Consider the following 23,699-nt stretch of genomic DNA (forward strand, 5'->3'; position numbering starts at 1 on the left):
CCCGTTCAAGGGCCGGCCGGCTCCTCTTTCAACCGAACGATGCGTCGAGCTGCCGCCAAGCCGCCCGACGCGAATGGAGAGCACCATGTGGGAAGCGCTCATGATGCTGCGCCTCATCGTGTCTGTCGCTCCGGGCTTGCCGGTCGGCCGGCGCGCGCCGCAGCCAGCGATCGCGCCCATCACAACCGGGGACGCGATCCGGTTGAACTTCGCGGCCTTTCGGCTGTCGCTCCCGAGCGCCTCGACCAACGTCAAAAACGATGACCGCAAAATTGCGTAAACGACATCTTCTTCTGCTGGCTGTGCTTGYTGTGGTGGCCGCCGTCGCCGCGCTCAAGGCCTATGGCCGCGCCGCCCCCGTACCTGCCACGCTGGCACCCGTGTCGTCGGCGACACTTACGGTTTCCGTGGAGAAGGTCGCCTCCGAGACGGTCACGTCGTCGATCGGCGCGACCGGCACCGTCGCCGCCTGGCAGGAAGCGACGATCGGCGCGGAAGAAAGCGGCCTGCGCCTGACCGAGGTCCTGGTGGCCGAGAGCGATCATGTGAAGGCCGGCGATGTCGTCGCGCGATTGGACGACTCGCTTCTCAAGGCCCAGCTCGCCGAGCAGAAGGCAGCCGTCGCCCAGGCCCAGGCGACGCTCGACTCCGCGCTGTCGGCTGCCGCGCGCGCCGACAAGCTGCTGGCCAGCAATGCCGTCAGCGCGGAGACCGCCGAGGAAAAGGCGACCGCCGTCAAAACCGGTAAGGCCGGCGTCGATCAGGCCGAGGCCGCGGCGGCGCGGCTGCAGGCCCAACTCGACAGGACGACCATCCGCGCTCCATTCGACGGCATCGTCTCCAGCAAGCCGGCCGTGACGGGTTCCATCGTCCAGGCCGGCACCGAGCTGATGAAGATCGTCCGCGACGGCAGGCTGGAGGTCGGCGTGCTTATCCCTGAAAAGGATCTGGCGGCAATCTCGGCCGGTCAGCCGGCCAACATCGTCGATGCCTCCGGCCGCGCCTTTTCCGGCAGCGTTTCCCGGATAGCCGAGACGGTCAACGCGACCACCCGGCTCGCCACAGTCTATGTCGCCGTCGGCGACGGCTCGGGCCTGAAGCCCGGCATGTTCGCCCGCGTCACGATCGAGACGGCGGCCTCCCGCCAGCTCACCGTCGCCGAGACGGCCCTGGTCTGGCATGACGGCAAGCCGGCCGTGTTCGTCGTCGACGATCAAGGCAAGGTCAGCACGCATCCCGTTGCGACCGGCACGCGTCAGAACGGCCGGGTAGCCATCGAAAGCGGCTTGTCGGAAGGCGACCGCGTCGTCGTCGCCGGCGCCGGCTTCCTCAACGACGGCAACCTCGTGCGCGTCGCCGCCGGCGAGACGAAAGCTGCCGATGCCGCGAGCACGGCGGAGTCGGCACAATGAACGCCATCTCCTCCTGGTCGATCCGCAATCCGGTTCCGACCATCGTGCTGTTCTTGTCGCTCAGCGTTGCTGGCGTCTACGGCTTCATGCAGCTGCGCACCAACAACATGCCCGACATCGACTTGCCGACCGTCACCGTCACGGTGGCGCAGCCGGGTGCGGCGCCGAGCGAAATGGAAGTCCAGGTGGCGCGCGTCATCGAGAACGCCGTCGCGACGCTTGAAGGCGTCGACGACGTCTCGACCTCGATCAGCGAGGGCTCGTCCGTCACCACGGTCGAATTCACCCTCGGGACGGATCCCGAGACCGCCACCAACGATGTCCGCAACGCCGTCTCCGGCGTGCAGTCCAGCCTGCCGGCCGCGGCCCAGACGCCGGTCGTGGCGAAGGTCAACGCAACCGGCAATTCGGTGCTGACCTTCGTCGTCGAGGCGCCGACCATGTCGCCCGACGCACTGAGCTGGTACATCGACAACGACGTCGCCAAGGTCCTGCTCGGTGTCGACGGCGTCTCCAAGATCACCCGTTCCGGCGGCGTCGACCGCGTCATCCGCGTCGAGCTCGACCCCGACCGGCTCGCCGCTCTCGGCATCAGCGCCGGCGATGTCAGCCAGACGCTGGCTTCCAACAACGTCAACCAGCCCGGCGGCCGCGCCAATATCGGCGGCCAGGAGCAGTCGGTGCGCACGCTGGCCAGCGCCACGACCGTCGAGGCGCTGGCCGATACCCGCATTGCGCTGAGCGGCGCGGGCGACGTGAAACTCTCCGATCTCGGCAAGGTCGTCGACCGCTGGGAAAAGCCGCGCCAGGCGGCCTATCTCGACGGCAGGCAGGTCGTCGCCTTCAATGTCTACAGATCGGTGGGTTCGAGCGAAATCGACGTGGTCAAGGCCGCCCGCGCCGCGATCGCCGACATGGGCGCCAAGACCACCGTCGCGAAGTTCACCGAAGTCACCTCCTCATCCGGCTTCGTCCAGGAAAGCTACGACGCCGCCTTCGAAGCTCTATGGCTGGGCGCGCTGCTCGCTATCGGCGTGGTCTGGCWGTTTTTGCGCGACGTCAGGGCGACGCTGGTGTCGGCTGTGGCGATGCCGCTGTCGCTGATCCCGACCTTCGCGGTGATGGCGGCCTTCGACATCTCGCTCAACAACATCACCCTGCTGGCGCTGTCGCTGGTGGTCGGCATCCTCGTCGACGACGCCATCGTCGAAATCGAGAACATCGTGCGCCATATGCGCCAGACCGGCGTCAGCGCCTACCAGGCGGCGATCGAAGCCGCGGATGAGATCGGGCTGGCCGTGGTGGCGACCACCGCCACCATCGTCGCCGTGTTCCTGCCGGTGGCCTTCATGCCCGGCATTCCCGGCAAATTCTTCTTCTCGTTCGCCGTCGCCGTCTGCGTCTCGGTGCTGTTCTCGCTCTTGGTGGCGCGCATGCTCACCCCGCTGATGGGCGCCTATCTGGTGCGCGCCGGCGGCCATGACGAGGACGACACGCCGGCCTGGGTGCCGACCTATCTGTGGCTGCTGCGCAAGGCGCTCGATTACCGTTGGATCACGCTTGCTGCCGGCATTGCCTTCTTCGCCGGCTCGATGATGCTGGCGACACACTTGCCGACCGAATTTATGGCGGCGGCCGATCGCGGCCGCTCGATGATCTCGGTCGAGCTGCAGCCTGGCTCGACCATCGAGCAGACCACGGCGGTGGTGCAGGAGATCACCAAACGGCTGGAGCAGGAGTCGGCCGTCGACAGTGTGTTCGCCACGATCGGCACGGCCGCCTCGTCGGGCGGCGGGCCGAACCAAAGCTCGAGCTCGGCCGAGGTGCGGACCGCGACCGTCACGGTCAACCTGAAGCCGCGCGCCGAGCGGACAATGAGCCAGCAGCAATTCGAGGCCGAGGCTTCGCCGAAGCTCAACGACATCCCAGGCGCCCGGATCCAGTTCGGCGCGGACGGCTTCTCCGGCGCCAAGGTGTCGATCACGCTGGTTGGCGACGATGGCGAAGCCCTCGAAAAGGCAAGCGACGCGCTGATCGACGCAATGAAATCGGTTCCCGGGCTGATCAATCCGACGTCGACCGCGGCCACCACCAAGCCCGAGCTCATCGTGCGGCCCGACAGCGCCAAGGCGGCCGAGCTTGGCGTCACGCCAACCGAGATCGCCGCGACAGTCAAGATCGCCACCATCGGCGACACCGACACCAGCCTGGCGAAATTCAATCTAGGCGACCGTCAGGTCTCGATCATCGTCACCGTGCCCGACGGCGCCATCGATGATCCGGCAAAGCTCGCCATGCTGCCGCTGACCGGCACAAAGGGCGTGGTTCCGCTTGGCGCCGTCGCCGATATAGGCTTCAACGCCGGCCCCAACAGCATCACGCGTGTCGACAGGAGCCRCAGCGCCACGGTCGAGGCCGATCTTTCCGGCCTGACGCTCGGCCAAGCGACCGAAGCCATCCGCGCCCTGCCCGCCATGCAGAACCTTCCGGCCGGCGTGCATGAGCTGGCGCGCGGCGATGCCCAACGCATGCAGGAGCTGTTCACGGGCTTCGCCACCGCCATCGCCGCCGGCATCATCCTGATGTACCTCACGCTGGTGCTGCTGTTCCGCAGCTTCGTGCAGCCGGTGACCATCCTGGTCGCGTTGCCGCTCTCGGTCGGCGGCGCGCTTGGTTTCCTGCTCGTTACCGGCAAGGCGCTTGGCATCTCGCCGTTGATCGGCATACTGATGCTGATGGGCATCGCGGCCAAGAACTCGATCCTGCTTGTCGAATATGCTCTGGTCGCCGAGAAGGAGCACGGCATGAGCCGCTTCGAGGCACTGCTCGACGCCGCCCGCAAGCGGGCCAGGCCCATCGTCATGACATCGATCGCCATGGGCGCCGGCATGCTGCCGATCGCGCTCGGCATCGGCGCCGACGCCGAGACGCGTGCGCCGATGGCGATCGCCGTGATCGGCGGCCTCATCTCCTCGACCGTGCTCAGCCTCGTCTACGTGCCGGTCGTTTATACCTTCATGGACGACATCCAGCGGTTCCTTGCCCGGCATCTGGGCAAGCTATTGGTCGAAGGACCTCGCGCCGATAGCCGGGCCGTAACTGCCATTCCGGGGAAAGTTTCAGACAATGCCCATGCAATCTAATCAATCCTTTTTGCCTTCAAGTCCGCGCCAGTTTTCCTCCTGGGCCGGAATGTTGTGCGCTGCCCTGCTCCTGGCGGCCTGCTCGCAGGAAAAGAGCCAGATGCCGGCCGGCATGGGTGGCGTCGGCAGGCCCGAGGTCGGCGTCGTCACGCTGCACCCGCAATCGGTTGCGATCACCGCCGAGCTGCCCGGCCGCACCGCCGCTTCGCTCGTCGCCGAGGTGCGCCCGCAGGTCGACGGCATCATCCAGCAGCGCCTGTTCCAGGAAGGCGCCGAGGTGGTGGCGGGACAGCCGCTCTACCTCATCGATCCGGCGAGCTATCAGGCCGCCTATGACAGCGCCGTCGCCGCGCAGCAGAAGGCGGAAGCCGCCGTGCCGACCGCGCAGGCGAAGTTCGACCGGTATTCCGGGCTGCTGAAGCAGAATGTGGTCTCGAAGCAGGATTACGACGATGCCGCCGCGACGCTTGCGCAGGCCCAGGCCGATGTCGCATCGGCCAAGGCCAGCGTCGAGACCGCGAAGATCAGCCTCAACCGCACCTCGATCACCGCGCCCATCGCCGGCCGGATCGACAAATCGACATTGACGCCGGGCGCGCTGGTCACGGCCAACCAGGAAACGGTGCTGACCACCATCCGCTCGCTCGACCCGATCAATGTCGACGTCACGCAGTCCAGCACCAACCTGCTGAACCTGCGCCAGGCGATCAACGAAGGCCGGCTGAAATTCAGCGGGACCAATGTCAGCGTCAAGCTGAAGCTCGACAACGGCACCATCTACGCGCAGAACGGCAAGCTGGAATTCGCCGGCGCCAATGTCGACCAGTCCACCGGCACCTTTGCGCTCAGAGCCCAGTTCCCCAATCCCGACCGCCTTCTCCTGCCCGGCATGTATGTGCGCGCCATCGTCGAGGAAGGTGTCGCGCAAAACAGCTTCCTGGTGCCGCAGCGCGGCGTCACCCGCGACCCCAAGGGCCTGGCGACGGCCATGGTGGTCAATGCCCAGGGCAAGGTCGAGCAGCGCACGCTGAGCGTGCGCAACAGCGTCGGCAACAACTGGTTGGTGGATTCCGGTGTCGGCGACGGCGACCGCGTCATCGTCGAGGGCTTGCAGCTGGTGCGCGCCGGCGGCGACGCGGCAGCGGTCGAGGTGACCATCGACGAAACGACCGGCGAGATCAAGGACCGCGAGCAGAGCTCCGCCTCGGCCGCGCCGGCCGGCGGCAATGCCGCCGGCGCCGCAAAGCAGCCCGCCTCTGGCGCAACCGGGAACTGAGCAATGTCGGCTTTCTTCATCAACCGGCCGATCTTCGCCTGGGTGATCGCCATCGTGATCATGCTGGGCGGGCTGCTCGCGCTGCAAACGTTGCCGATCTCGCAATATCCGCAAATCGCGCCCACCACAGTCAACATCAGCGCCAGCTATCCCGGCGCCGACGCCCAGACGGTGGAGAACTCGGTGACCAAGGTCATCGAGCAGGGCATGACCGGCATCGACAATCTCGACTACATGACGGCGACGTCGACCTCGACCGGCCAGGCCTCGATCACGTTGACCTTCACCAGCGCCGCCAATCCCGACACCGCGCAGGTGCAGACGCAGAACAAGCTGCAGCTCGTGCAGTCGCAACTGCCGCAGGTCGTCCAGAGCAACGGCATCACCGTCTCCAAATCCTCGACCGGCTTCCTGATGGTCATCGGCTTCGTCTCCACCGACGGCAAGATGAACTCGACCGACCTTGCCGACTATGTCGACAGCACTGTCAACGACACGCTGAAGCGCGTCGAAGGCGTCGGCTCGACGCAGCTCTTCGGCTCCGGTTATGCCATGCGCATCTGGCTCGACCCCGACAAATTAGCGCAATACGCGCTGATGCCGAGCGATGTCGCCACCGCGATCGAGGCGCAGAACACGCAGGTTTCGGCCGGCCAGCTCGGCGGCCTGCCGGCGCGCAAGGGCCAGCAACTCAACGCCACTGTGACGGCCAGGAGCCGGCTGCAGACCGCCGAACAGTTCCGCAACATCATCCTCAAGAGCAACACCGACGGCTCGCTGGTGCGGCTGAACGATGTCGCCAAGGTCGAGATCGGCGCCGAAAGCTACACCACCCAAGCCCACTACAACGGCAAGCCGTCCGCCGGTGTCGCCGTCAACCTCGCGACCGGCGCCAATGCCATCAGCACCGCCGAGGCGGTGCGCGCGACCATCAACCGCCTGAGCTCGACCTTCCCGCAAGGCGTCGAGGTCGTCTACCCGTACGACACTTCGCCCTTCGTGCGCCTGTCGATCGAGGAAGTGGTGAAGACGCTCGCCGAAGCGATCGTGCTGGTGTTCCTGGTGATGCTGCTTTTCCTGCAGAACCTGCGCGCCACCATCATCCCGACGATCGCGGTGCCGGTCGTGCTGCTCGGCACATTCGGCGTGCTCTCCTTCTTCGGCTATTCGATCAACACCCTCACCATGTTCGCCATGGTTCTGGCCATCGGCCTGCTCGTCGACGACGCCATCGTCGTGGTCGAGAATGTCGAACGCGTCATGCATGAGGAAGGCCTGCCGCCGAAAGAGGCGACGCGCAAATCGATGAACGAGATCACCGGCGCGCTAATCGGCATCGCCACGGTGCTGTCGGCCGTGTTCGTGCCGATGGCCTTCTTCGGCGGCTCCACCGGCATCATCTACCGACAATTCTCCGTCACCATCGTCTCGGCCATGGTGCTCTCGGTGCTGGTGGCACTTGTTCTGACGCCGGCGCTCTGCGCCACCATCCTGCGCGCGCCAAAGGACCATGCGACGCAGAGGGGCCCCTTCGGTTGGTTCAACCGCCTCTTCGACCGCGGCACGATCGCCTACCGCGACGGCTCGCACGGCATCATCAACCGGTCGTGGCGCTTCCTTGCCGTGTTCCTGGCGATCGTCATCGCCATGGGCTGGATGTTTGCCCGCCTGCCGAGCTCGTTCCTGCCGGACGAGGACCAGGGCATCCTCATCACCAGCGCATCGCTGCCGGTCGGCGCGACGCAGGACCGCACCGAGCGCGTGCTCGCCAAGGTGACGGACCATTATCTCAACGAAGAAAAAGACGCGGTCGAAGGCGTGTTCACCGCTTCCGGCTTCGGCTTCGGCGGGGCCGGACAGAATGTCGGCATCGCCTTCGTGCGGCTGAAGGATTTCGCTCAGCGCAAGACGCCGGCGCTCGCCGCGTCGGCGGTGGCCGGCCGCGCCATGGGCGCCTTCTCCAAAATCAGGGACGCCCAGGTCTTCGCCCTCGCCCCGCCCGCCATCCAGGGTTTCGGCAACACCAACGGCTTCGATTTCTATCTGCAGGACGTCAATGGCGCCGGCCATGAGGCGCTGATCCAGACGCGCAACCAGCTTCTGGGCTTGGCCGCGAAGAGCACGCTGCTCGCCAACACCCGGCCCAACGGCCAGGAAGACCAGCCGCAATTCTCGGTCGATATCGACCAGGAAAAGGCCAGCGCGCTCGGCATCGGCCTCGCCGACATCAACAACACGCTGTCGACCGCCTGGGGCAGTGATTACGTCAACGACTTCATCGATCGCGGGCGGGTTAAGCCGGTTTATCTGCAGTCGGACCCGGATTTCCGCATGCAGCCGGAGGACCTCGACAAATGGCAGGTCCGCAACTCCGGCGGCGCCATGGTGCCGTTCTCGGCCTTCGCCTCCAGCCACTGGACCTATGGATCGCCCCGCCTCGAACGCTACAACGGCTCGGCGGCCGTCGAGATCCAAGGCGCCGCGGCCGCCGGCCAAAGCTCGGGCGCGGCCATGGACGAGATCGACAGGCTGGTCGCGCAACTGCCCGCCGGATATTCGCATGAATGGACCGGGCTCTCGCACCAGGAGCGGCTTTCCGGCAACCAGGCGATGTCGCTCTACGCGATTTCGGCGCTGGTCGTCTTCCTCTGCCTTGCTGCGCTCTATGAGAGCTGGTCGATCCCGTTCGCCGTCATGCTGTCGGTGCCGATCGGCATATTCGGCGCGCTGGCTGCGGCCACTCTCTTCGGCCAGACCAACGACGTCTATTTCAAGGTCGGTCTGCTCACCACGATCGGTCTCGCGGCCAAGAACGCCATCCTCATCGTCGAGTTCGCCATCGAGCGGCAGTCTGCCGGCATGGGGCTGGTCGAAGCGACGTTGGAAGCGGCGCGGCAACGCCTGCGGCCGATCCTGATGACGTCGCTTGCCTTCATCCTCGGCGTCACGCCGCTTGCGATCGCCAGCGGCGCGGGCTCGGGCGCGCAGAACTCGGTCGGCATCGGCGTGATGGGCGGCATGATCGCGGCGACGGTAATTGGCGTCTTCTTGGTGCCGCTATTGTTCGTCACGGTGCGCCGCATCTTCAAAGGCAGGGCGGCCAAGCAGGATACGGGCGGGACACAAGCCACAGCCACTCCGGAATAAAGGTTTCTCTCAAATGTTTGATTTTGAACGCGGTCTCGCGACCGCGAAGGGGCTCTTTTTGCCCGCGTTTGCCGCTGCCCTGCTCTCGGGATGCGTCGTCGGGCCGGACTACCAGAAACCTCTGCTGGCGATGCCGGCGAGCTGGGGCGGGCAGAAGGCGGCGAAACCGGCAAAGCCGGCGCAACTGTCGAAATGGTGGCAGCGCCTGCGCGATCCCGAGCTGAACGCGCTCGTCGAGGAAGCGGTTGCCGGCAATCTCGATGTGGCAAGCGCGAAGGCCAAGATCCGCGAGGCGCGGGCGAGCTACCGCCAGTCGGTCGGCACGCTGTTCCCCACAGCAGACGGTTCGGCCTCGGCTACCCGCAACCGGGTTTCCGCGACTTCCGCTGGCACGACGGCCAGCGAGACCTACAGCCAGTATCAGGCGGGCTTCGATTCCAGCTGGGAACTCGACCTCTTCGGCGCCAACCGCAGGGGCGTCGAGGCGGCGAGCTACGGGCTGGACGCTTCCGAGGAGGAACTGCGTTCGACCCTTCTCACGCTGGTTGGCGATGTGACCTCGAACTACGTCCAGGCGCGCGGCTACCAGGCGCGCATAGCGCTTGCCCGGCGCTCCGCCGCATCGCAGCGGCAGACCGCACAGCTCACCCGCACGATGGCTCTGGCCGGTTCGGCGACCGCGGCGGATGTCGCCAAGGCGGAAGGACAGGCCAGCGGCACGGAAGCCGGCGTTCCGAGCCTGGAAGCGAGCTATGCCGAGGCCGTGCATCGCCTTTCAGTGCTGACCGGGCGGCCGCCGGCGGCCCTCACCGAGCGCTTGAAGCGCGTAAAGCCGATCCCGGCGCCGCGCCTGCCGATCCCGACCGGTATCCCGGCCGACATCCTGCTCACCCGCCCGGACGTGCGCATGGCCGAACGGCAGTATGCGCAGTCCACCGCCAAGATCGGCCAGGCCGAGGCCGCGCGCTATCCGAGCGTCAGCCTGACCGGCGACATCAGCACCACGTCTCTCAAGCTCGGCGATCTCGGCAAGAACTCCACCATAGGCTGGTCCTTTGGCCCCACGCTCAGCGTGCCATTATTCAATGGCGGCCAGCTGCAGGCAGCCGTCGACGTCGCCAGGGCTCAACGCGACCAGTATTTCGTCGCCTACAAGGCTTCCGTGTTGACGGCGCTGGAAGACGTGGAAAACGCCACGGTTTCGCTGTCGCAGGAACGCATCCGGAACGGCAAGCTCGCCTCCTCCGCGAAGTCCTATGGCGATGCCGCGCGGCTTGAAAGAACGCTCTACAAGGCTGGCGAGACCAGCCTTCTCGACGTGCTCGACGCCGAACGGTCGGCTTATTCCGCCGACGATTCAGCCCTGCAAAGCCGCGTCTCGATCGCCACCGACTACATAGCCCTCAATAAGGCGCTTGGCGGCGGCTGGGACGGCGCGATCGACACCGCCAGGCCTGAAATCATCGATGTCGGCACCGGGCCGCGACTGGCATCGAAGGCCGAGTGAGACAAGGCGCAGGATGTCTATCCGCCTGTTGACGGCCCGTACAAATCTCCGTGAGCCGTGGCCGCAAACAATATCCCACTATATAACAGCCTCGTTGAGGTAATGAGATGTCAGGCGCCTACGATCTCGGAACCAACCTGGTTCGCCGTATCTATGAAAAGCGCATAGATGCACCGGCCATTCTTGATGCCGGCACGCATTTCCCCAATGCGGCGAAGTTCAGCGCCGCTTGGCAAGATATCCGCGACGAAGCGCTGGCAGCGAAGCTGAACACGGCGCCGCGCTTCCACGACATCATGCCGGAGCAGGCCGATATCTCGGCCAATGACGGTCTCGACTGGCGCATGTTCGTGCTCAAGGCCTATGACATGACGGTGCCGGAGAACCTCGCGCGCATGCCGGTGCTGACCCGGCTGCTTGCGGAGTGCCCCGAGGTCAAATCGGCGGCCGTCTCGTTCCTCGCCCCGCGCAAGCATATCCCGCCGCACCGCGGACCTTTTCGCGGCATCATGCGATTCCATCTCGGCCTGGTCATCCCGAAACAGGCGGATGGCCGCCCGGCGACGATCATGATGATCAACCACGAGGAAAGGCGCATCGCCGACGGCGAGTGCATGCTCTGGGACGACACGTTCGAGCATGAAGTCATGAACAACTCGGATCAGCCCCGCGTCGCGCTCCTGCTCGACGTGTGGCGCCCGCAAATGCCGCTCGACATGGAAATCCTGTCACGCGTGATCGTGCGTGGCGTGCAGGTGGGGATGCGCTATCGGGGCGTATCGTTCGGCGGCTGAAAGCTGCGATTGCGCCTACGCCCGCGCCTCGCGGTACGTCCCCGCCCCGTTGCCACGCTTGCCAGGGAACATCGCGTCCTTCGCCAGCAATCCGCTAACGCGACAGAAGGCCGCGAAGGCGCGGCAGGCCTCCTCGGCACTGGCAACATCGACCGTCGCGCCGAAGCAGGCGTTGAACGCGGCTTCGTAGACCTTGCCCTGGCGGCGCTTCGGCCAATCCTGCAGGAAATCGAGCGCCTGCTCGACACTGTAGATTTCCTCGACGGGCAGGCCGGGCGCGGGCGTGATGCGCACCGGCACCTCGAATTGCAGTCTGTCCATTCCCTGTCTCCCGAACTGGCGCAGCCGGAGCAACGCCGCTCGTTCTGAAAAGTTTCTTTTGGGGGCTTCTGACTCGCAAATGTGACCTCAGTGCGGTGAAGAATCGGTTCGCCGGTGCGGCAGATCGGCGTCGGTCCGCATCGATACCGGCTGCATTGCCAATGCCGGATTTCCACCGTATTGCCTGCCATCACAGCTGCCGTGGGCGAAAAGATGAGCGAAATCCGGGTCGAGTCTCTGGTCAAGCGCTATGGCGAAACGACCGCGCTGGACGGTGTTTCGTTGGCCTTTCCGAAGGGCTCCTTCACGGCGCTGCTCGGCCCTTCCGGCTGCGGCAAGACGACGATGCTGCGATTGATCGCCGGCTTCGAGGCGCCGAGCGAAGGCCGCGTGTTTTTTGGCGACGCGCTTGTCGCCGACCCGAAGCGGCAGCTGCCGCCGGAGACGCGCAATGTCGGCGTCGTTTTCCAGTCCTACGCGCTGTGGCCGCATATGGATGTCGCCGAAAACGTCGCCTATCCGCTGAAAGCCCGGCATGTGCCTTCAGCCGGCATCCCAGATCGCGTCGCGTCCGTGCTCGATATCGTTGGGCTCGGCGGCTTCGCCAAGCGCCGCATCGACGAGTTGTCGGGCGGCCAGCGGCAGCGCGTGGCGCTCGCGCGCTGCCTGGTCGCCGAGGCCGGCATCATCCTGTTCGACGAGCCGCTCGCCAATCTCGACATGCATCTGCGCTCGGCAATGGTCGATGCCTTCCGCGACATCCATCGCCGCACCGGCGCAACGATCGTCTATGTCACGCATGACCAGGCCGAGGCGCTGGCGCTTGCCGACCGCGTCGCCGTGATGAGCAAGGGCAGGCTGCTGCAGGCGGCACCGCCGCAGGAGATCTATCGTTCTCCCGCCGATGCCGCGGTTGCCGGCTTCGTCGGCCGCGGCAGCCTGCTCTCCGGCAACACCGTCGGCCATTCGGACCAGGCCTCGATCATCGATATCGCCGGCCACCGGCTCGCGGCGCGCAGCCACGAAAGACCGGCGGGCGCGGTCAAGGTCCTGCTACGCCCGGAGGCCTTGCGCATCGCGGCCGAAGGCCTGCCAGCGACGGTCCTGGACAGCGTCTATCGCGGGCCAGTGCATGAAGTGCGATTGGCGCTCGCCGAGCCCGGACAGCAGTTGCTGGTCGACAGCACCGAGGCGCTGGCGACGGGACAGCGCGTGCATGTCGCGGTGTCCGATGCCTGGGTGGTGCCGGGCGCCTAAGAGCAATTCCAGAAAAAGTGCTTAGCGGTTTTCCGTCCGGAATTGCGGAAAACAAAGGTCATCGCCAAGGCAATACCCCGGCCGGCAAGCGGCGGCCGAACCGGTCGAGCACCAGAAGCAGCAGGATCACGACGACGATCGTGGACACGGCGATTGCCGCCGCCTGCGTGCCCAGTCCCGCCTCTTCCAGACTGAACAGCACGACGCCGAGCGTTTCCTTGCCGCTCGACCACAGCAGCGCCGAGACGGTCAACTCGTTGAAAGCGCTCATGAACACCAGCAGCCCGCCGGCCACGGCCGCGGGCGCCGCGAGCGGCGCGGTGATCGTCCAGAGCCGCCGCATCGGGCCGGCGCCGGATACTGCTGCCGCCTCGTCAAGATCGCGCGGAATTTGCCCGACGGCCGTCGTCACCGGTTTCATCGCCAACGTCAGGAAGCGCATCGCGTAAGCGACCAGGATGATCGACGCGGTCGCATAGAGGCTGCCGATCAGCGGCAGCGGCCGCAGGAACAAAAGGATGCAGGCGATCGCCAGCACCACGCCGGGGATCGTGTAAGGCAGGTCTACGATGCCGCCGAGCACGCGCCGCCAGCGCTTGTCGAAGCGCTCGAGCCGTGCGGCCATCGGGATGACGCCAAAGGCAAGCATCAGCGCCGCGCCGCCCGCAAAGAGCAGCGAGTTGCGGAAGGCGCGCACCGTGGACGCCTGCCGGACGAGCACTTCCGCGTAATTGGCGATCGTTGCCGTGCGCGGACCGAGCGGCACGCCGAAGGACGGCACCAGCGACGTCGCCAGCAGCGCGCAGGCCGGAAGGATGAGGACCAGGCCGATGACCAGCCAGCCGGCACAGGCGAGCGGCATGCGCGAGCGCCCGAGCTCGAATTGCGCCGGCGTGCCGGCAACGATGCGATGTCCGGCGCCGCGCAGGGCCAGCGATTGGAACACCATGCCCGCAAGCGCCAGGGCGCCGACCAGCACCGACAGCGCCGCGATCTGCGGCAACACGCTCGGACCAAAGCTCGACAGGTCCTGATAGATCAGGGTCGGCAGGGTGAGATAATTGACCGGCATGCCGAGCAGCGCCGGTATGCCGAAATTGCCGACGCCGGAAACGAAGGCAAGGGCAGCGGCGGCCACCACATAGGGCCGCAGGACGGGCAGCACGATTGTCCGCAGCACGCCGAGCGGCCGTGCGCCGCAAGAGCGCGCCGCCTCGACCAGATCGCGCGGCACGCGCGACAGCCCAGCCCGCATAGTGATGAAGACGATCGGCGCATGCTGGACGCCATAGAGAAGGACGATGCCGCCACGGCCAAGCATCGGATTGCCGCTGCCGGGCTGAGGCGCAAGCCCGAGCATGCCGAGCAGCGTGCTCGACGGGCCGAAGAGATGCAGCCAGGCGAGCGCCGTCACCTGCGGCGCGATCATCAGCGGCAAGAGCAGAAGGAAGCCGAGGATCTTGCGTCCCGGCAGATCGGTCATCGTCACCGCGACGGCGAACGGAATGCCGAGGCAAAGCGCCAGCAGGGCGCCGAAGAAGGCCGTGTCCAGCGTATGCCACGTCGCCTTGAGCGCGGCAGGGCTGGCAAGCCGCCCGGCGAAGGCTGCGAAATCGACCTCTCCGCCGGGCGCGATCGCCGCAAGCACGAGACGCGCCATCGGCAGCAGGCTGAGCACGGCGACGACGAGCAGAACAGCCAGCGCCGACAGACGCCGGCCGGATATCGTGCCTGGCAGCGCGAAACCGCCTGCCCGCGGCAACGCCGGGCCCGACCCGGCGACGCGATGTTMCGCGGAGGCCAACTTGCCCTTCGCGCCGCTTACTGACTCATCACCGCGCTGAACTTTTCCTTGTTCTGCGCATCGTTGGCGAGCGCGGCCGCCGCATCATAATCCAGCACCTTGATCGAGGCGCGGTCCGGATAGCCGGCCGGCAGCGCGACATCGGCGCGCGCCGGGATGTAGCCCATCTTGGCCGCCACTTCCTGTCCGTCCTTCGACAAGAGGAAATCGACGAAGGCCTTGGCGGCGTCCTTGTTCTTGGCGGTGGAGAGGATGGCGACCGGCTCGGTGACGGCTGACACGCCTTCCTTCGGGAACACGAACTCGACAGGCGCGCCCTTGGCCTTCTCGCGGATCGGCATGTAGTCGACGATCATGCCGAACAGCTTGTCGCCGCCGCTGACGGCCTTGAGCACGTCGCCATTGCCGCCGCTCGCCTGCGCGCCGTTCTTGGCGAGCGCGCCATAATAATCCCAGCCCTCCGGCAGGTTGCCGGTGAGCGTCACCGTGTGGATCATCGCCGCGCCCGAGGTCAGCGGGCTCGGCATCGCGATGAGGCCCTTGGCCTCCGGCTTTTTCAGATCTTCCCAGCTCGTCGGGACGAAAGGCGCCTTGGTGTTGTAGACGATGCCGGTGGTGATCAGCTTGGTCGAGAAATAGCTCTTGTCCTTGTCGTAGAGCGCGGCGTCGAGGCCGTCGACCTTGGCCTCCGGATAGGCAAGCAGGCGGCCTTCCTTCTTGAGACCCTCCATGGTCACGACATCGGCGATCAGAAGCACGTCGGCCTGCGGCTGGCCGGCCTCGATCTCCGCATGCAGCTTCGCCAGGATCTTCGGCGTGCCGTCGCGTACCCAGTCGACCTTGATGCCCGGGTTCTTGGCCATGAAGGCGTCGACCGTCTGCTGGGCGTCGGTGTTCGGCTGGCTGGTATAGAGCACCAGCGTGCTGTCGGCGGCGGCGCCCGCAGCGGCGGTTGCCAGCAATAGGGCGGCGGCGAGGACGATCTGGCGCATGGAAATACCTGTTCTTGATCAAGCTGAGGAAGTCCGGCAAGCGCCGGGGCTGGAAAACCTGACTAAGGCCGCAGGATAACCATTATGTGACAGGGCGACGCAACCCGCGCCGYCCTGCTCTTGTTCCATATCGTCGGCGCTACTGGTTGGCCGGGTCTGTCTCTGCGTCATAGGCCATGCGGATAACCACCATCAGCAGATAGGCGGACGGCAGCGCGAAGATGGCCGCGAGCACCATCGCCGCCGTTCCCTCCATGCGAAGGGTGGCGGCAACGGCCCAGTATACGGTGCCGATGCAGATCACCGCCTGGATTGCTAGAAAAGAGGCCGCGGCGGCGGCGCGGGTAAGTGTCTTGAATGTCTTGATGCGTTGCATTGAACGGAATCCGAACTGACGCGCACGCGACCGGCGGACGGCCCGCGGCCGTCGCCGGGTCGCGACGCGAAGAGATGTTTTTGATTTGAGTGCCGCGCCTTGCGGCTAAGGCTTTATGCAGCGGGCGGCGCGCGGGGCTGGTTGGTGCGCGAAGGCGTCGCGCTTCCCGCCGCGGGCGTGACGCCCATCTCGGCTGACAACCCCTGTGCGACGACCAGAAAATCGGCTGCGGGCGCAAGCGCGCCGGGGTTGCCGCTGACGGGTTTTGCCGGCAGCGGCCGGCTGGCCCGAACCTCGAGCGCCTGCGCCTTGCCGGTGGTTCTGAGCAGCGCGATCGTGTCGCCCTGGCGGGTGGCGCTGACGCTGGAGCCGCCTTGGAGCGAGACGGCCGATGCGGAGATTCCGGCCTGTGCAAAGCCCAGCAGCGCGAGCATCAGCAGCGCCATCAGGCCCGCAAAGGCGGTCCTGGCCGGCAGCAGCGTCGATCTTTCGCGTTTAGGTGCCGTCAAGGCAATCTCCGGATAACAGACCCGGCCTAACCCATGGAACGGCCGAAGGAAAGCCGCAATGGACGTCGCAACCGCACTTCGTCCTTGAACCTTGCGGCTTCCGGTGCCAAATCTGGAGCAGATTTTCGCGTTCGGCCTTTTTGGAGCCAACGCCGGCAACGGACAAAAATGGTAACCTATCTCGACGCCTCCACGGCCCCCCTTAGAAATACCGGCCAGATCCGCCTCTATGGCGAGGAAGGTTTTGCCGGCATGCGCAAGGCCTGCGACCTCACCGCGCGCTGCCTGGACGAGCTCGTGCCGATGGTGAAGCCCGGCGTGACGACGGAAACGATCGACCGCTTCGTCTTCGAATTCGGCATGGACCACGGTGCGCTACCGGCGACGCTCAATTATCGCGGCTATACCAAATCGTCCTGCACCTCGATCAACCATGTCGTCTGCCACGGCATTCCCGACAATAAGCCGCTGAAGGAAGGCGACATCGTCAACATCGACGTCACCTACATCCTCGACGGCTGGCATGGCGATTCCTCGCGCATGTATCCGGTGGGCACGATCAAGCGCGCCGCCGAGCGTTTGCTTGAGGTGACCTACGAGTGCCTGATGCGCGGCATCGCCGCGATCAAGCCCGGCGCCCGCACCGGCGCCATCGGCGCCGCGATCCAGACCTATGCCGAGGCTGAGCGCTGCTCGGTGGTGCGCGATTTCTGCGGCCACGGCGTCGGCCAGCTTTTCCACGACGCGCCGAACATCTTGCATTACGGCACCGTCAATGAAGGCGTCGAGATGCGACCCGGCATGATCTTCACCGTCGAGCCGATGATCAATCTCGGCCGCCCGCATGTGAAGGTGCTGTCGGACGGCTGGACCGCGGTCACGCGCGACCGCTCGCTGTCGGCGCAGTACGAGCACACGATCGGCGTCACCGACACCGGCTGCGAGATCTTTACGCTGTCGCCGAAAAAGCTCGACCGCCCCGGCTTGCCAGCCTAGAACTCGACTATGCCTGAGGGGGAGCGGGCGAATATGGGCAAAGTCGAGGACGAGCGGGCGTTCTTTTCCGAAGGCTGGATCGAGCCGCCCAAGACGGCGCTGAAAAAAGCCGCAGCGACCGAAAAGCCCCATTATCACGGCCATCGCGACCGCCTGCGCGAACGCTTTGTCGCCGGCGGACCGGATGCCCTGCCCGACTATGAGCTGCTCGAGCTGCTGCTGTTCCGGCTGATCCCGCGCGTCGACACCAAGCCGATCGCCAAGGCGCTGATCGCTCGCTTCGGCTCGCTGGCCGAAGTGCTCGGCGCGCCGGCATCCCTGCTTGAAGAAGTCAAAGGCATCGGGCCGACCGTCGCGACCGATCTCAAGGTGATCGCCGCGACGGCCCAGCGCATGGCGCGCGGCGAGGTGCGCGGGCGCGAAGTCCTGTCCAACTGGACGCAGTTGCTCGACTATTGTCGCTCGGCCATGGCCTTCGAGAACCGCGAGCAGTTCCGCATCCTGTTCCTCGACAAGAAAAACGGGCTGATCGCCGACGAGGTGCAGCAGACCGGCACCGTCGACCACACGCCGGTCTATCCGCGCGAGGTGGTGAAGCGCGCGCTCGAGCTCTCCGCCAGCGCCGTCATCCTGGTGCACAACCACCCTTCGGGCGATCCCACACCCTCCCGCGCGGACATCGAGATGACCAAGCAGATCATCGATACGGCGAAGCCCCTCGGCATTGCCGTGCACGACCACATCATCATCGGCCGCAAGGGCAATGCCTCGATGAAGGGCCTGCTGCTGATCTGAAATGGGAAGAACCGACATGTCTCTGCACGGCAAGGAACCGTGGCCGTTCGACAAGGCGCGCGCCGCCCTGCTGGTCATCGACATGCAGAGCGACTTCGTCGATGAAGGCGCGGTGATGGAAGTGGCGATGGCCCGGCATCGCATTCCGGTCATGCGGCAGGTGATCGACCTGTGCCGAGCGCATGGCGTTCCGGTGATCTACACGCAGCATGTCTTGAGCGACCATTTCGACATATCGCCGCTCGAAACCGCCTACCAGCCAAGGCTGAAAGCCAAAGGCATGCGCGAAGGCAGCGCCGGCACGGAGATCGTCGCGGAACTCGCTCCCTTGCCGGGTGAGGTGATCATCAAGAAGCACCGCTATGACGCCTTCCACAACACCCAGTTGGAAACGGTGCTGCGCAACATCCGCGGCGCCGGCCAGGTCGACACCGTCATCATCATCGGCACGGTGACCAGCATCTGCTGCGAATCGACGGCCCGCAGCGCCTTCATGCGCGACTACAAAGTGGCTTTCGTCAGCGACGCCAATGGCGGGTTGGACGAGGCATCGCACAATGCCACGCTCGCTATCATCGGCAAGGTGTTCGGGCGCGTGATGACGGCCGCCGAGCTTGCGAGCTTACTCTAGGCAGCTATCTTCAAGGCGGATCGGTCTTGCAGCTCGCTGCGATCTGGCCGATCGCCTCGGAGAGACCGGCGAGCTCGAAATCGGCCTCGCCGCGCCCCGACAGCAGGCCGAAGCGCCATGACAGCGTCAGCCGGTTCGCCGAAACCAGACGCCTGATGCCGTCGTCTCCATCCTTGACCAGTGTTCTGCCGCGCGGGCCGACCGACCAGCTTTCATCGATCCTGCCGCCGCCATCGACAATGACGGAGATGGTGATCTTGCGACTGGCGGAGACGGCGTCATTGAGTTGGAGCCGTTCGCTCCACCGCGGCTGGCCGTCGGGCCGGCAAGCCAAGGTCAGCACCGGGCTGTAGCCCAGCGCCCCGCCTCCGGTGATCAGCTTGTTGCTGGCGTGCAGCGATGCCGTGATCTGGCCATCGTCGCCAGTGGCGACGCTCCAATTGCCGAGATCCGGCTCGGCCCGCGCGGCGCCGGTTGCTGCGGCAAACAAGAGCGCCGCGGCGGCGACCACGTCTCCCATCATGAACCCCAGCCTCACCAATGCCTCCAAACACCCGCGAATGCGATGAAACGCAGATAATGTTCAACGGCTGGTATCGCCAGCGGCGGCCCATCAAGACAAGTTGCCTGTGTTGCCGCGCCGCCACAATGAAGCAGATCTTAATGAAAAGGCCGCCCCGAGGCGGCCTTTTCTAAATCGCGGTATTGAAACCTGTCACTCGGCTTCCTTGGCAGCCTTCTTCTTCGGCGCCGCCTTCTTCTTCGGCTCCTCGGCCTCGCCGGCGGCTTCGCCCGCCTCTGCCTTGGCTTCGGCCTTCTTCGAGGAGGCCTTCTTGGCCGGCTTCGCCTTGGTCGCGGTTTCGGCCTCTTCGTCGTCGGCCATCAGCTCATCCTTGCCGACCTTGACGTCATTGACCGAGATCTGGCCGAGCAGATAGTCGACGACCTTCTCCTCGAACATCGGCGCCCGCAGCGCGTTGATGGCTTCCGGATTGCTGCGATAGAACTCGAAGGCTTCCTGCTGCTGGTTGGCCGGGAAACGGCGCACCTGCTCGAACAGGCCGCGCTGCAATTCCTCGTCCGACACGGTGACGCCGGCCTTCTCGCCGATCTCGGCCAGAACCAGGCCAAGGCGCACACGGCGCTCGGCAAGGCGCATATATTCGGCGCGCGCCTCTTCTTCCGTCGTCTCTTCGTCGGCGAAAGTGCGGCCGGCGGCTTCGAGGTCACGGTTGACCTGAGCCCAGATGTTGTTGAACTCGGCCTCGACGAGCTTCGACGGCGCCTCGAAGGAGTAGGATGCGTCGAGCTGGTCGAGCAGCTGGCGCTTTACCTTCTGGCGGGTCATCGAGCCGAACTGGTTCTCGAGCTGGCCGCGCACGATCTCGCGCAGGCGCTCCAGCGATTCCAAGCCGAGATTCTTGGCCGTCTCGTCATTGACCTCGAGCGCGCCGGGCGCCGACACTTCCTTGACGGTGACGTCGAAGGTGGCTTCCTTGCCGGCCAGATGCGCCGCCTGATAGTTTTCGGGGAACGTGACGGTGACCTGCTTCTCGTCGCCGGCCTTCGTGCCGATCAACTGGTCCTCGAAGCCGGGGATGAACTCCTTGGAGCCGAGCACCAGCGGCTGGTCGGTGCCAGCACCACCAGCGAACGCCTCGCCGCCGATCTTGCCGACATAGTCGATGCTCACTCGATCGCCCTCGGCGGCCTTGCCGGTCTTCGGCTCGTAGCTGCGCGCCGATTCGGCAACGCGCTTGACCTGCTCGTCGACTTCCTGCTCCGGCACGTCATAGACCTGGCGCGTCACCTTGATGTCGGAGAAATCCTTGATCTCGATCGCCGGGATGACCTCGTAATTGAGGCTGAATTCGAAATCGGCGCCGCCGGCCAGGATCTTCTCAGCTTCCTTCTCGTCCTCGGTCATGATCACTTCGGGCTGCATGGCGGCCTTTTCGCCGCGGCCCGAGATGATCGAACGGGTCGAGTCGTTGAGGATCTCGTTGACGACCTCGGCCATGAACGACTTGCCGTACATCTTGCGCAGATGCTGCACCGGCACCTTGCCGGGGCGGAAGCCGTTAATGCGCACCTTGTCGCGAGCATCGGTCAGCCGCGCCATCAGCTTGGCTTCCATGTCACCGGCCGGCACGGTGATCTTGATCTCGCGCTTGAGACCGGAGTTGAGTGTTTCGGTGACCTGCATCCTAAAACCTTTGTCTTCACCAATGAGGCTGCCAAACGGTCCTTAGCCGTTCACAGCCTGCCGGTATAATCTTGCCGGAAATGGCTTTCTGTACGGAACCCGGTGATTTGACCGCTAAGCGGCTCAAACTCTCCTGAACTGCACTTCCCAAAATGTGAAGAAGTCTTTGTTTTTCCTACTTCTTCTTACATTCTGCAGAAGCGGATAGTCGCGTCCCGTCACATTCGACACGCCTTTTGTCACAGGCTAGGCTAATTTTCAACCATCTTCGCGATCAGGCGAATAATGGCCATTTGAGCCCCGACATTGACAGAATGATGGCTACATGGGATTGCCGGGGAAAGCGGATGTGGCGGAATTGGTAGACGCCCTGGATTTAGGTTCCAGTGCCGAAAGGCGTGGGGGTTCGAGTCCCTTCATCCGCACCACCCTTCGCTCTGGCGAGCTTCGGGTGGCAGGCCGCCCTTAGCCGATGTCGCTTCGATGATGGAAATCCCTGACGAACTCAGGCAAGCCCACAAACACAGCTCCAACCATAGGCAAGAGGTGGAGAGCAGCCTAATCTGCGGATGTTTCTTTTGCCTTTCCGTCTATCCTCCCTCTGATATCCAAGAATGGGTAGATGAAGATGAAGCCGGACGTGGGGCAACGGCTATTTGCCCCAAATGCGGCATCGATTCCGTTCTTGGAGACAAATCAGGCTACCCGATAATCGACGTCTTCCTAAAAAGCATGAAGACGTTTTGGTTCTGGTAATTCAGTATAGAGGCTCCTCGAACAGCGTCTTGTCACCGTCCATCAGCGCCTTGATCTGCGCCGTGCCGTCGGCCGCGAGCGCGAGCTTGATGCCGAACGGCCGCACGCGAATGTCGTCCTGGATCGCCACGCCTTCGCCTTCGGGCAGATAGAAGCGGTCGATCCCATAGTCGGGCGCGATCGTCATGTCGGGGCTGCGAAGATCCCAGCCCGCCGCGACATGTCCGGCGATATCCGCCTCGTCCGCCGCAGCCGAGGCCGGCGCTTTGCCGAGCCAGGCCGCCGTCGGCTGCCAGTAACCGTCCGCGCCCTTCTTCAATCGCACCGTGATCGAGCCGTCGTCGCTGGAGAACGCGCCTTGCGGAATGTTGGCGATCAGCTTCACCGGGATGCGTGAAATGTTGTTGTTGAGCGAGATGTAGTCGCCACGCAGCAGATCGCGCGGATCGACGGGTTCGACCTTCAAGAGCACTTCCTTGCCGTTGCGCAGGATTGCCGCCCGGCCGGCGATGATCCAGCTGAGGAAGCCGATCTGGACGAGCGCCAGCACCAGCGCCGAGATGATGAGTTTCTTGCCGGTCATGCCGCTGCTCCTGTCCCGGCAGGCGCTTTCATGCGCTTCTCGATGCGGATGATGACCAGCGCCAGTATGCCGAGCAGCACGGCCGCCGCCAGGAAGAAGCCGGCCGTATCCAGCATCGACCGCAAGGTGACGCCATAGATGATGGCGAGTTCGAAGGCGAAGCCGGCATAGGCCAGCCAGCGCAGCCCCCTGCTCTCGCGGCCCGCCAGCATGATTGCCGCGACGATGCCGGCAAGGGCTACGATCGAGGCGACGGCGAAACCGCTGTTGTAAGTGCTTTCATCCGCCAGATCGAACTGGATGATCGCCACGCCGGTGAGGAAGCCGAGCAAGGCGTGCAAGGGCAGCCGGCCGCCCAGTTGAAGGATCCTGTCGATCGGGTCGCCGGCAAAGACCGAAGCGGCAAAGAGCAGCGCCGAGGCGATGGCCAGCGAAATCGCCACCGGCAGCGTGTCGTGATCCGTCGCCAACAGAACCAGATAGAGGATGACCGACAGGATGATGAGATGGCGCGCGGCCCGGCTGCGCGTCCAGAACGAGATGGCGAACAGAACGACCGCCACGACGATGAAGAGATGCGGAATTTCCGCGCGCCAGTAGAAGCCGAACCCCTTGAGCACCAGCCAGGCATCGGCGATGCCGATCGCAGCCACCGTCAGCGGATTCGAACGCAGCGCCACCGCCGCCAGTGCCGTGCCGGCGCACCAGGTGAGCAGCGCCGAAGCCTCGTCGCCCGAGAGGTGATACATCTGGCCGATCAGCGCGATCGATCCGCCGAAGGCGGCGGCCGCAACGATCCACAGCGCCTCGCCGATCGCGTCATGGTCGCGCGTCTTCAGCACCGCGCCGCCGACATAGCCGGCGAGGATGACCGCAAACAGCGCCGCCACGCGAACGAGACGCGGAATGACCTCCCAATTCGCGGCGACGAAGATCAGGATCGCGGCGCCGAACAGAAGTGCTGCCATCATCGCCAGGATCGAGCCGAAACTCAGCGACGCGCGCTCGTTGGCCGCGACGTCGCGCGTCAATGCCTCCGCTGTTGCGGGATCGATCAGCCCGGCCTGCCGCCAGCGCGCTATATCCGCCCTCACCCGTGTCGCATAGCCCGCCATGCTTTCCCCTGGAGCCAGGTCATGTCCTTAGCCGGAACAGCCAAACCGTTGACGCAGCGGCATTTTCCGATTCGGCCTT

At 65.1% G+C, this 23,699-nt stretch carries 20 protein-coding genes and 1 tRNA gene; 12 read left to right on the forward strand and 9 right to left on the reverse strand.

Going from position 1 to position 23,699, the window contains the following annotated elements:
* Nucleotides 1-85: 85 nt before the first annotated feature.
* The 7 genes from LCM4577_RS10970 to LCM4577_RS11000 all read left to right on the forward strand — a co-directional run bounded on the left by LCM4577_RS10970 (nucleotide 86) and on the right by LCM4577_RS11000 (nucleotide 11,279).
* Complete coding sequence (locus tag LCM4577_RS10970; RefSeq protein ID WP_071071131.1) at nucleotides 86-280, forward strand: hypothetical protein; 195 nt, start codon at nucleotides 86-88, stop codon at nucleotides 278-280.
* Entirely contained in the window at nucleotides 273-1,412 is a 1,140-nt protein-coding gene (locus LCM4577_RS10975; protein ID WP_157900462.1) for an efflux RND transporter periplasmic adaptor subunit, read from the forward strand. Before LCM4577_RS10970 ends, LCM4577_RS10975 begins: the two co-directional genes overlap by 8 nt.
* Nucleotides 1,409-4,555 carry an efflux RND transporter permease subunit gene (locus tag LCM4577_RS10980; RefSeq protein ID WP_071071134.1) on the forward strand — a complete coding sequence of 1,049 codons (3,147 nt, stop codon included), beginning with the start codon at nucleotides 1,409-1,411 and terminating at the stop codon, nucleotides 4,553-4,555. Before LCM4577_RS10975 ends, LCM4577_RS10980 begins: the two co-directional genes overlap by 4 nt.
* A 49-nt stretch (nucleotides 4,556-4,604) precedes the next feature.
* A complete protein-coding gene (locus LCM4577_RS10985) occupies nucleotides 4,605-5,831 on the forward strand; it encodes an efflux RND transporter periplasmic adaptor subunit (RefSeq protein WP_071071135.1) in 1,227 nt (408 codons plus the stop codon).
* 3 nt (nucleotides 5,832-5,834) lie between these two features.
* Nucleotides 5,835-8,978: an efflux RND transporter permease subunit gene (locus LCM4577_RS10990; protein WP_071071136.1), complete on the forward strand. Its 3,144-nt coding sequence runs from the start codon at nucleotides 5,835-5,837 to the stop codon at nucleotides 8,976-8,978.
* Between the two features lie 13 nt (nucleotides 8,979-8,991).
* Nucleotides 8,992-10,485 (forward strand): efflux transporter outer membrane subunit, encoded by a 1,494-nt coding sequence (locus LCM4577_RS10995; RefSeq protein WP_071071137.1) that lies wholly within the window; start codon nucleotides 8,992-8,994, stop codon nucleotides 10,483-10,485.
* Nucleotides 10,486-10,592: 107 nt separating this feature from the next.
* Entirely contained in the window at nucleotides 10,593-11,279 is a 687-nt protein-coding gene (locus LCM4577_RS11000) for an aspartyl/asparaginyl beta-hydroxylase domain-containing protein (protein WP_041007298.1), read from the forward strand.
* A gap of 15 nt (nucleotides 11,280-11,294) precedes the next feature.
* Here the strand turns inward: LCM4577_RS11000 and LCM4577_RS11005 are convergent, their stop codons facing one another.
* Nucleotides 11,295-11,600, reverse strand: a complete 306-nt coding sequence (locus LCM4577_RS11005; protein ID WP_040981602.1) for a DUF982 domain-containing protein — start codon at nucleotides 11,598-11,600, stop codon at nucleotides 11,295-11,297.
* Nucleotides 11,601-11,813: 213 nt separating this feature from the next.
* Between LCM4577_RS11005 and LCM4577_RS11010 the strand changes: the two genes are divergently transcribed.
* Entirely contained in the window at nucleotides 11,814-12,857 is a 1,044-nt protein-coding gene (locus LCM4577_RS11010; RefSeq protein WP_071071138.1) for an ABC transporter ATP-binding protein, read from the forward strand.
* A 58-nt stretch (nucleotides 12,858-12,915) separates the two neighbouring features.
* On the opposite strand, the gene LCM4577_RS11015 is transcribed toward LCM4577_RS11010, so the two are convergent.
* The 4 genes from LCM4577_RS11015 to LCM4577_RS11030 form a co-directional block, all read right to left on the reverse strand.
* Nucleotides 12,916-14,517 carry an iron ABC transporter permease gene (locus tag LCM4577_RS11015; RefSeq protein WP_082369744.1) on the reverse strand — a complete coding sequence of 534 codons (1,602 nt, stop codon included), beginning with the start codon at nucleotides 14,515-14,517 and terminating at the stop codon, nucleotides 12,916-12,918.
* A gap of 161 nt (nucleotides 14,518-14,678) precedes the next feature.
* Entirely contained in the window at nucleotides 14,679-15,653 is a 975-nt protein-coding gene (locus LCM4577_RS11020; RefSeq protein ID WP_071071139.1) for an ABC transporter substrate-binding protein, read from the reverse strand.
* 139 nt (nucleotides 15,654-15,792) lie between these two features.
* On the reverse strand, nucleotides 15,793-16,029 hold the full coding sequence (locus LCM4577_RS11025; protein ID WP_071032005.1) for a hypothetical protein: 237 nt from the start codon (nucleotides 16,027-16,029) through the stop codon (nucleotides 15,793-15,795).
* A gap of 113 nt (nucleotides 16,030-16,142) precedes the next feature.
* Complete coding sequence (locus LCM4577_RS11030; protein WP_083354695.1) at nucleotides 16,143-16,538, reverse strand: hypothetical protein; 396 nt, start codon at nucleotides 16,536-16,538, stop codon at nucleotides 16,143-16,145.
* A gap of 168 nt (nucleotides 16,539-16,706) precedes the next feature.
* On the opposite strand from LCM4577_RS11030, the gene map reads away from it, so the two are divergent.
* The 3 genes from map to LCM4577_RS11045 are packed head-to-tail and all read left to right on the forward strand — an operon-like array spanning nucleotide 16,707 to nucleotide 18,960.
* Nucleotides 16,707-17,534 (forward strand): type I methionyl aminopeptidase, encoded by an 828-nt coding sequence (map, locus tag LCM4577_RS11035; RefSeq protein ID WP_041008132.1) that lies wholly within the window; start codon nucleotides 16,707-16,709, stop codon nucleotides 17,532-17,534.
* A gap of 33 nt (nucleotides 17,535-17,567) precedes the next feature.
* Nucleotides 17,568-18,329, forward strand: coding sequence for a DNA repair protein RadC (radC, locus tag LCM4577_RS11040; protein WP_071032003.1), 762 nt, complete (start codon nucleotides 17,568-17,570; stop codon nucleotides 18,327-18,329).
* Nucleotides 18,330-18,345: 16 nt separating this feature from the next.
* On the forward strand, nucleotides 18,346-18,960 hold the full coding sequence (locus LCM4577_RS11045; protein ID WP_071071141.1) for an isochorismatase family protein: 615 nt from the start codon (nucleotides 18,346-18,348) through the stop codon (nucleotides 18,958-18,960).
* Between the two features lie 10 nt (nucleotides 18,961-18,970).
* On the opposite strand, the gene LCM4577_RS11050 is transcribed toward LCM4577_RS11045, so the two are convergent.
* Together LCM4577_RS11050 and tig are read right to left on the reverse strand one after the other, a co-directional pair.
* Nucleotides 18,971-19,498 carry a hypothetical protein gene (locus tag LCM4577_RS11050; protein WP_071071144.1) on the reverse strand — a complete coding sequence of 176 codons (528 nt, stop codon included), beginning with the start codon at nucleotides 19,496-19,498 and terminating at the stop codon, nucleotides 18,971-18,973.
* 177 nt (nucleotides 19,499-19,675) lie between these two features.
* Nucleotides 19,676-21,166 carry a trigger factor gene (gene tig, locus LCM4577_RS11055; protein WP_040981612.1) on the reverse strand — a complete coding sequence of 497 codons (1,491 nt, stop codon included), beginning with the start codon at nucleotides 21,164-21,166 and terminating at the stop codon, nucleotides 19,676-19,678.
* A gap of 343 nt (nucleotides 21,167-21,509) precedes the next feature.
* Between tig and LCM4577_RS11060 the strand changes: the two genes are divergently transcribed.
* Nucleotides 21,510-21,594 (forward strand) — tRNA-Leu (locus tag LCM4577_RS11060).
* 329 nt (nucleotides 21,595-21,923) lie between these two features.
* Here the strand turns inward: LCM4577_RS11060 and LCM4577_RS11065 are convergent.
* A complete protein-coding gene (locus LCM4577_RS11065; protein WP_071071145.1) occupies nucleotides 21,924-22,505 on the reverse strand; it encodes a GDYXXLXY domain-containing protein in 582 nt (193 codons plus the stop codon).
* Nucleotides 22,502-23,620, reverse strand: a complete 1,119-nt coding sequence (locus LCM4577_RS11070; protein ID WP_071071147.1) for a DUF2157 domain-containing protein — start codon at nucleotides 23,618-23,620, stop codon at nucleotides 22,502-22,504. The genes LCM4577_RS11065 and LCM4577_RS11070 overlap by 4 nt, the downstream gene beginning before the upstream one ends.
* Between the last annotated feature and the right edge of the window lie 79 nt (nucleotides 23,621-23,699).

The sequence above is a fragment of the Mesorhizobium sp. LCM 4577 genome, from assembly GCF_001854795.2.
Taxonomy (GTDB): Bacteria; Pseudomonadota; Alphaproteobacteria; order Rhizobiales; family Rhizobiaceae; genus Mesorhizobium; species Mesorhizobium plurifarium.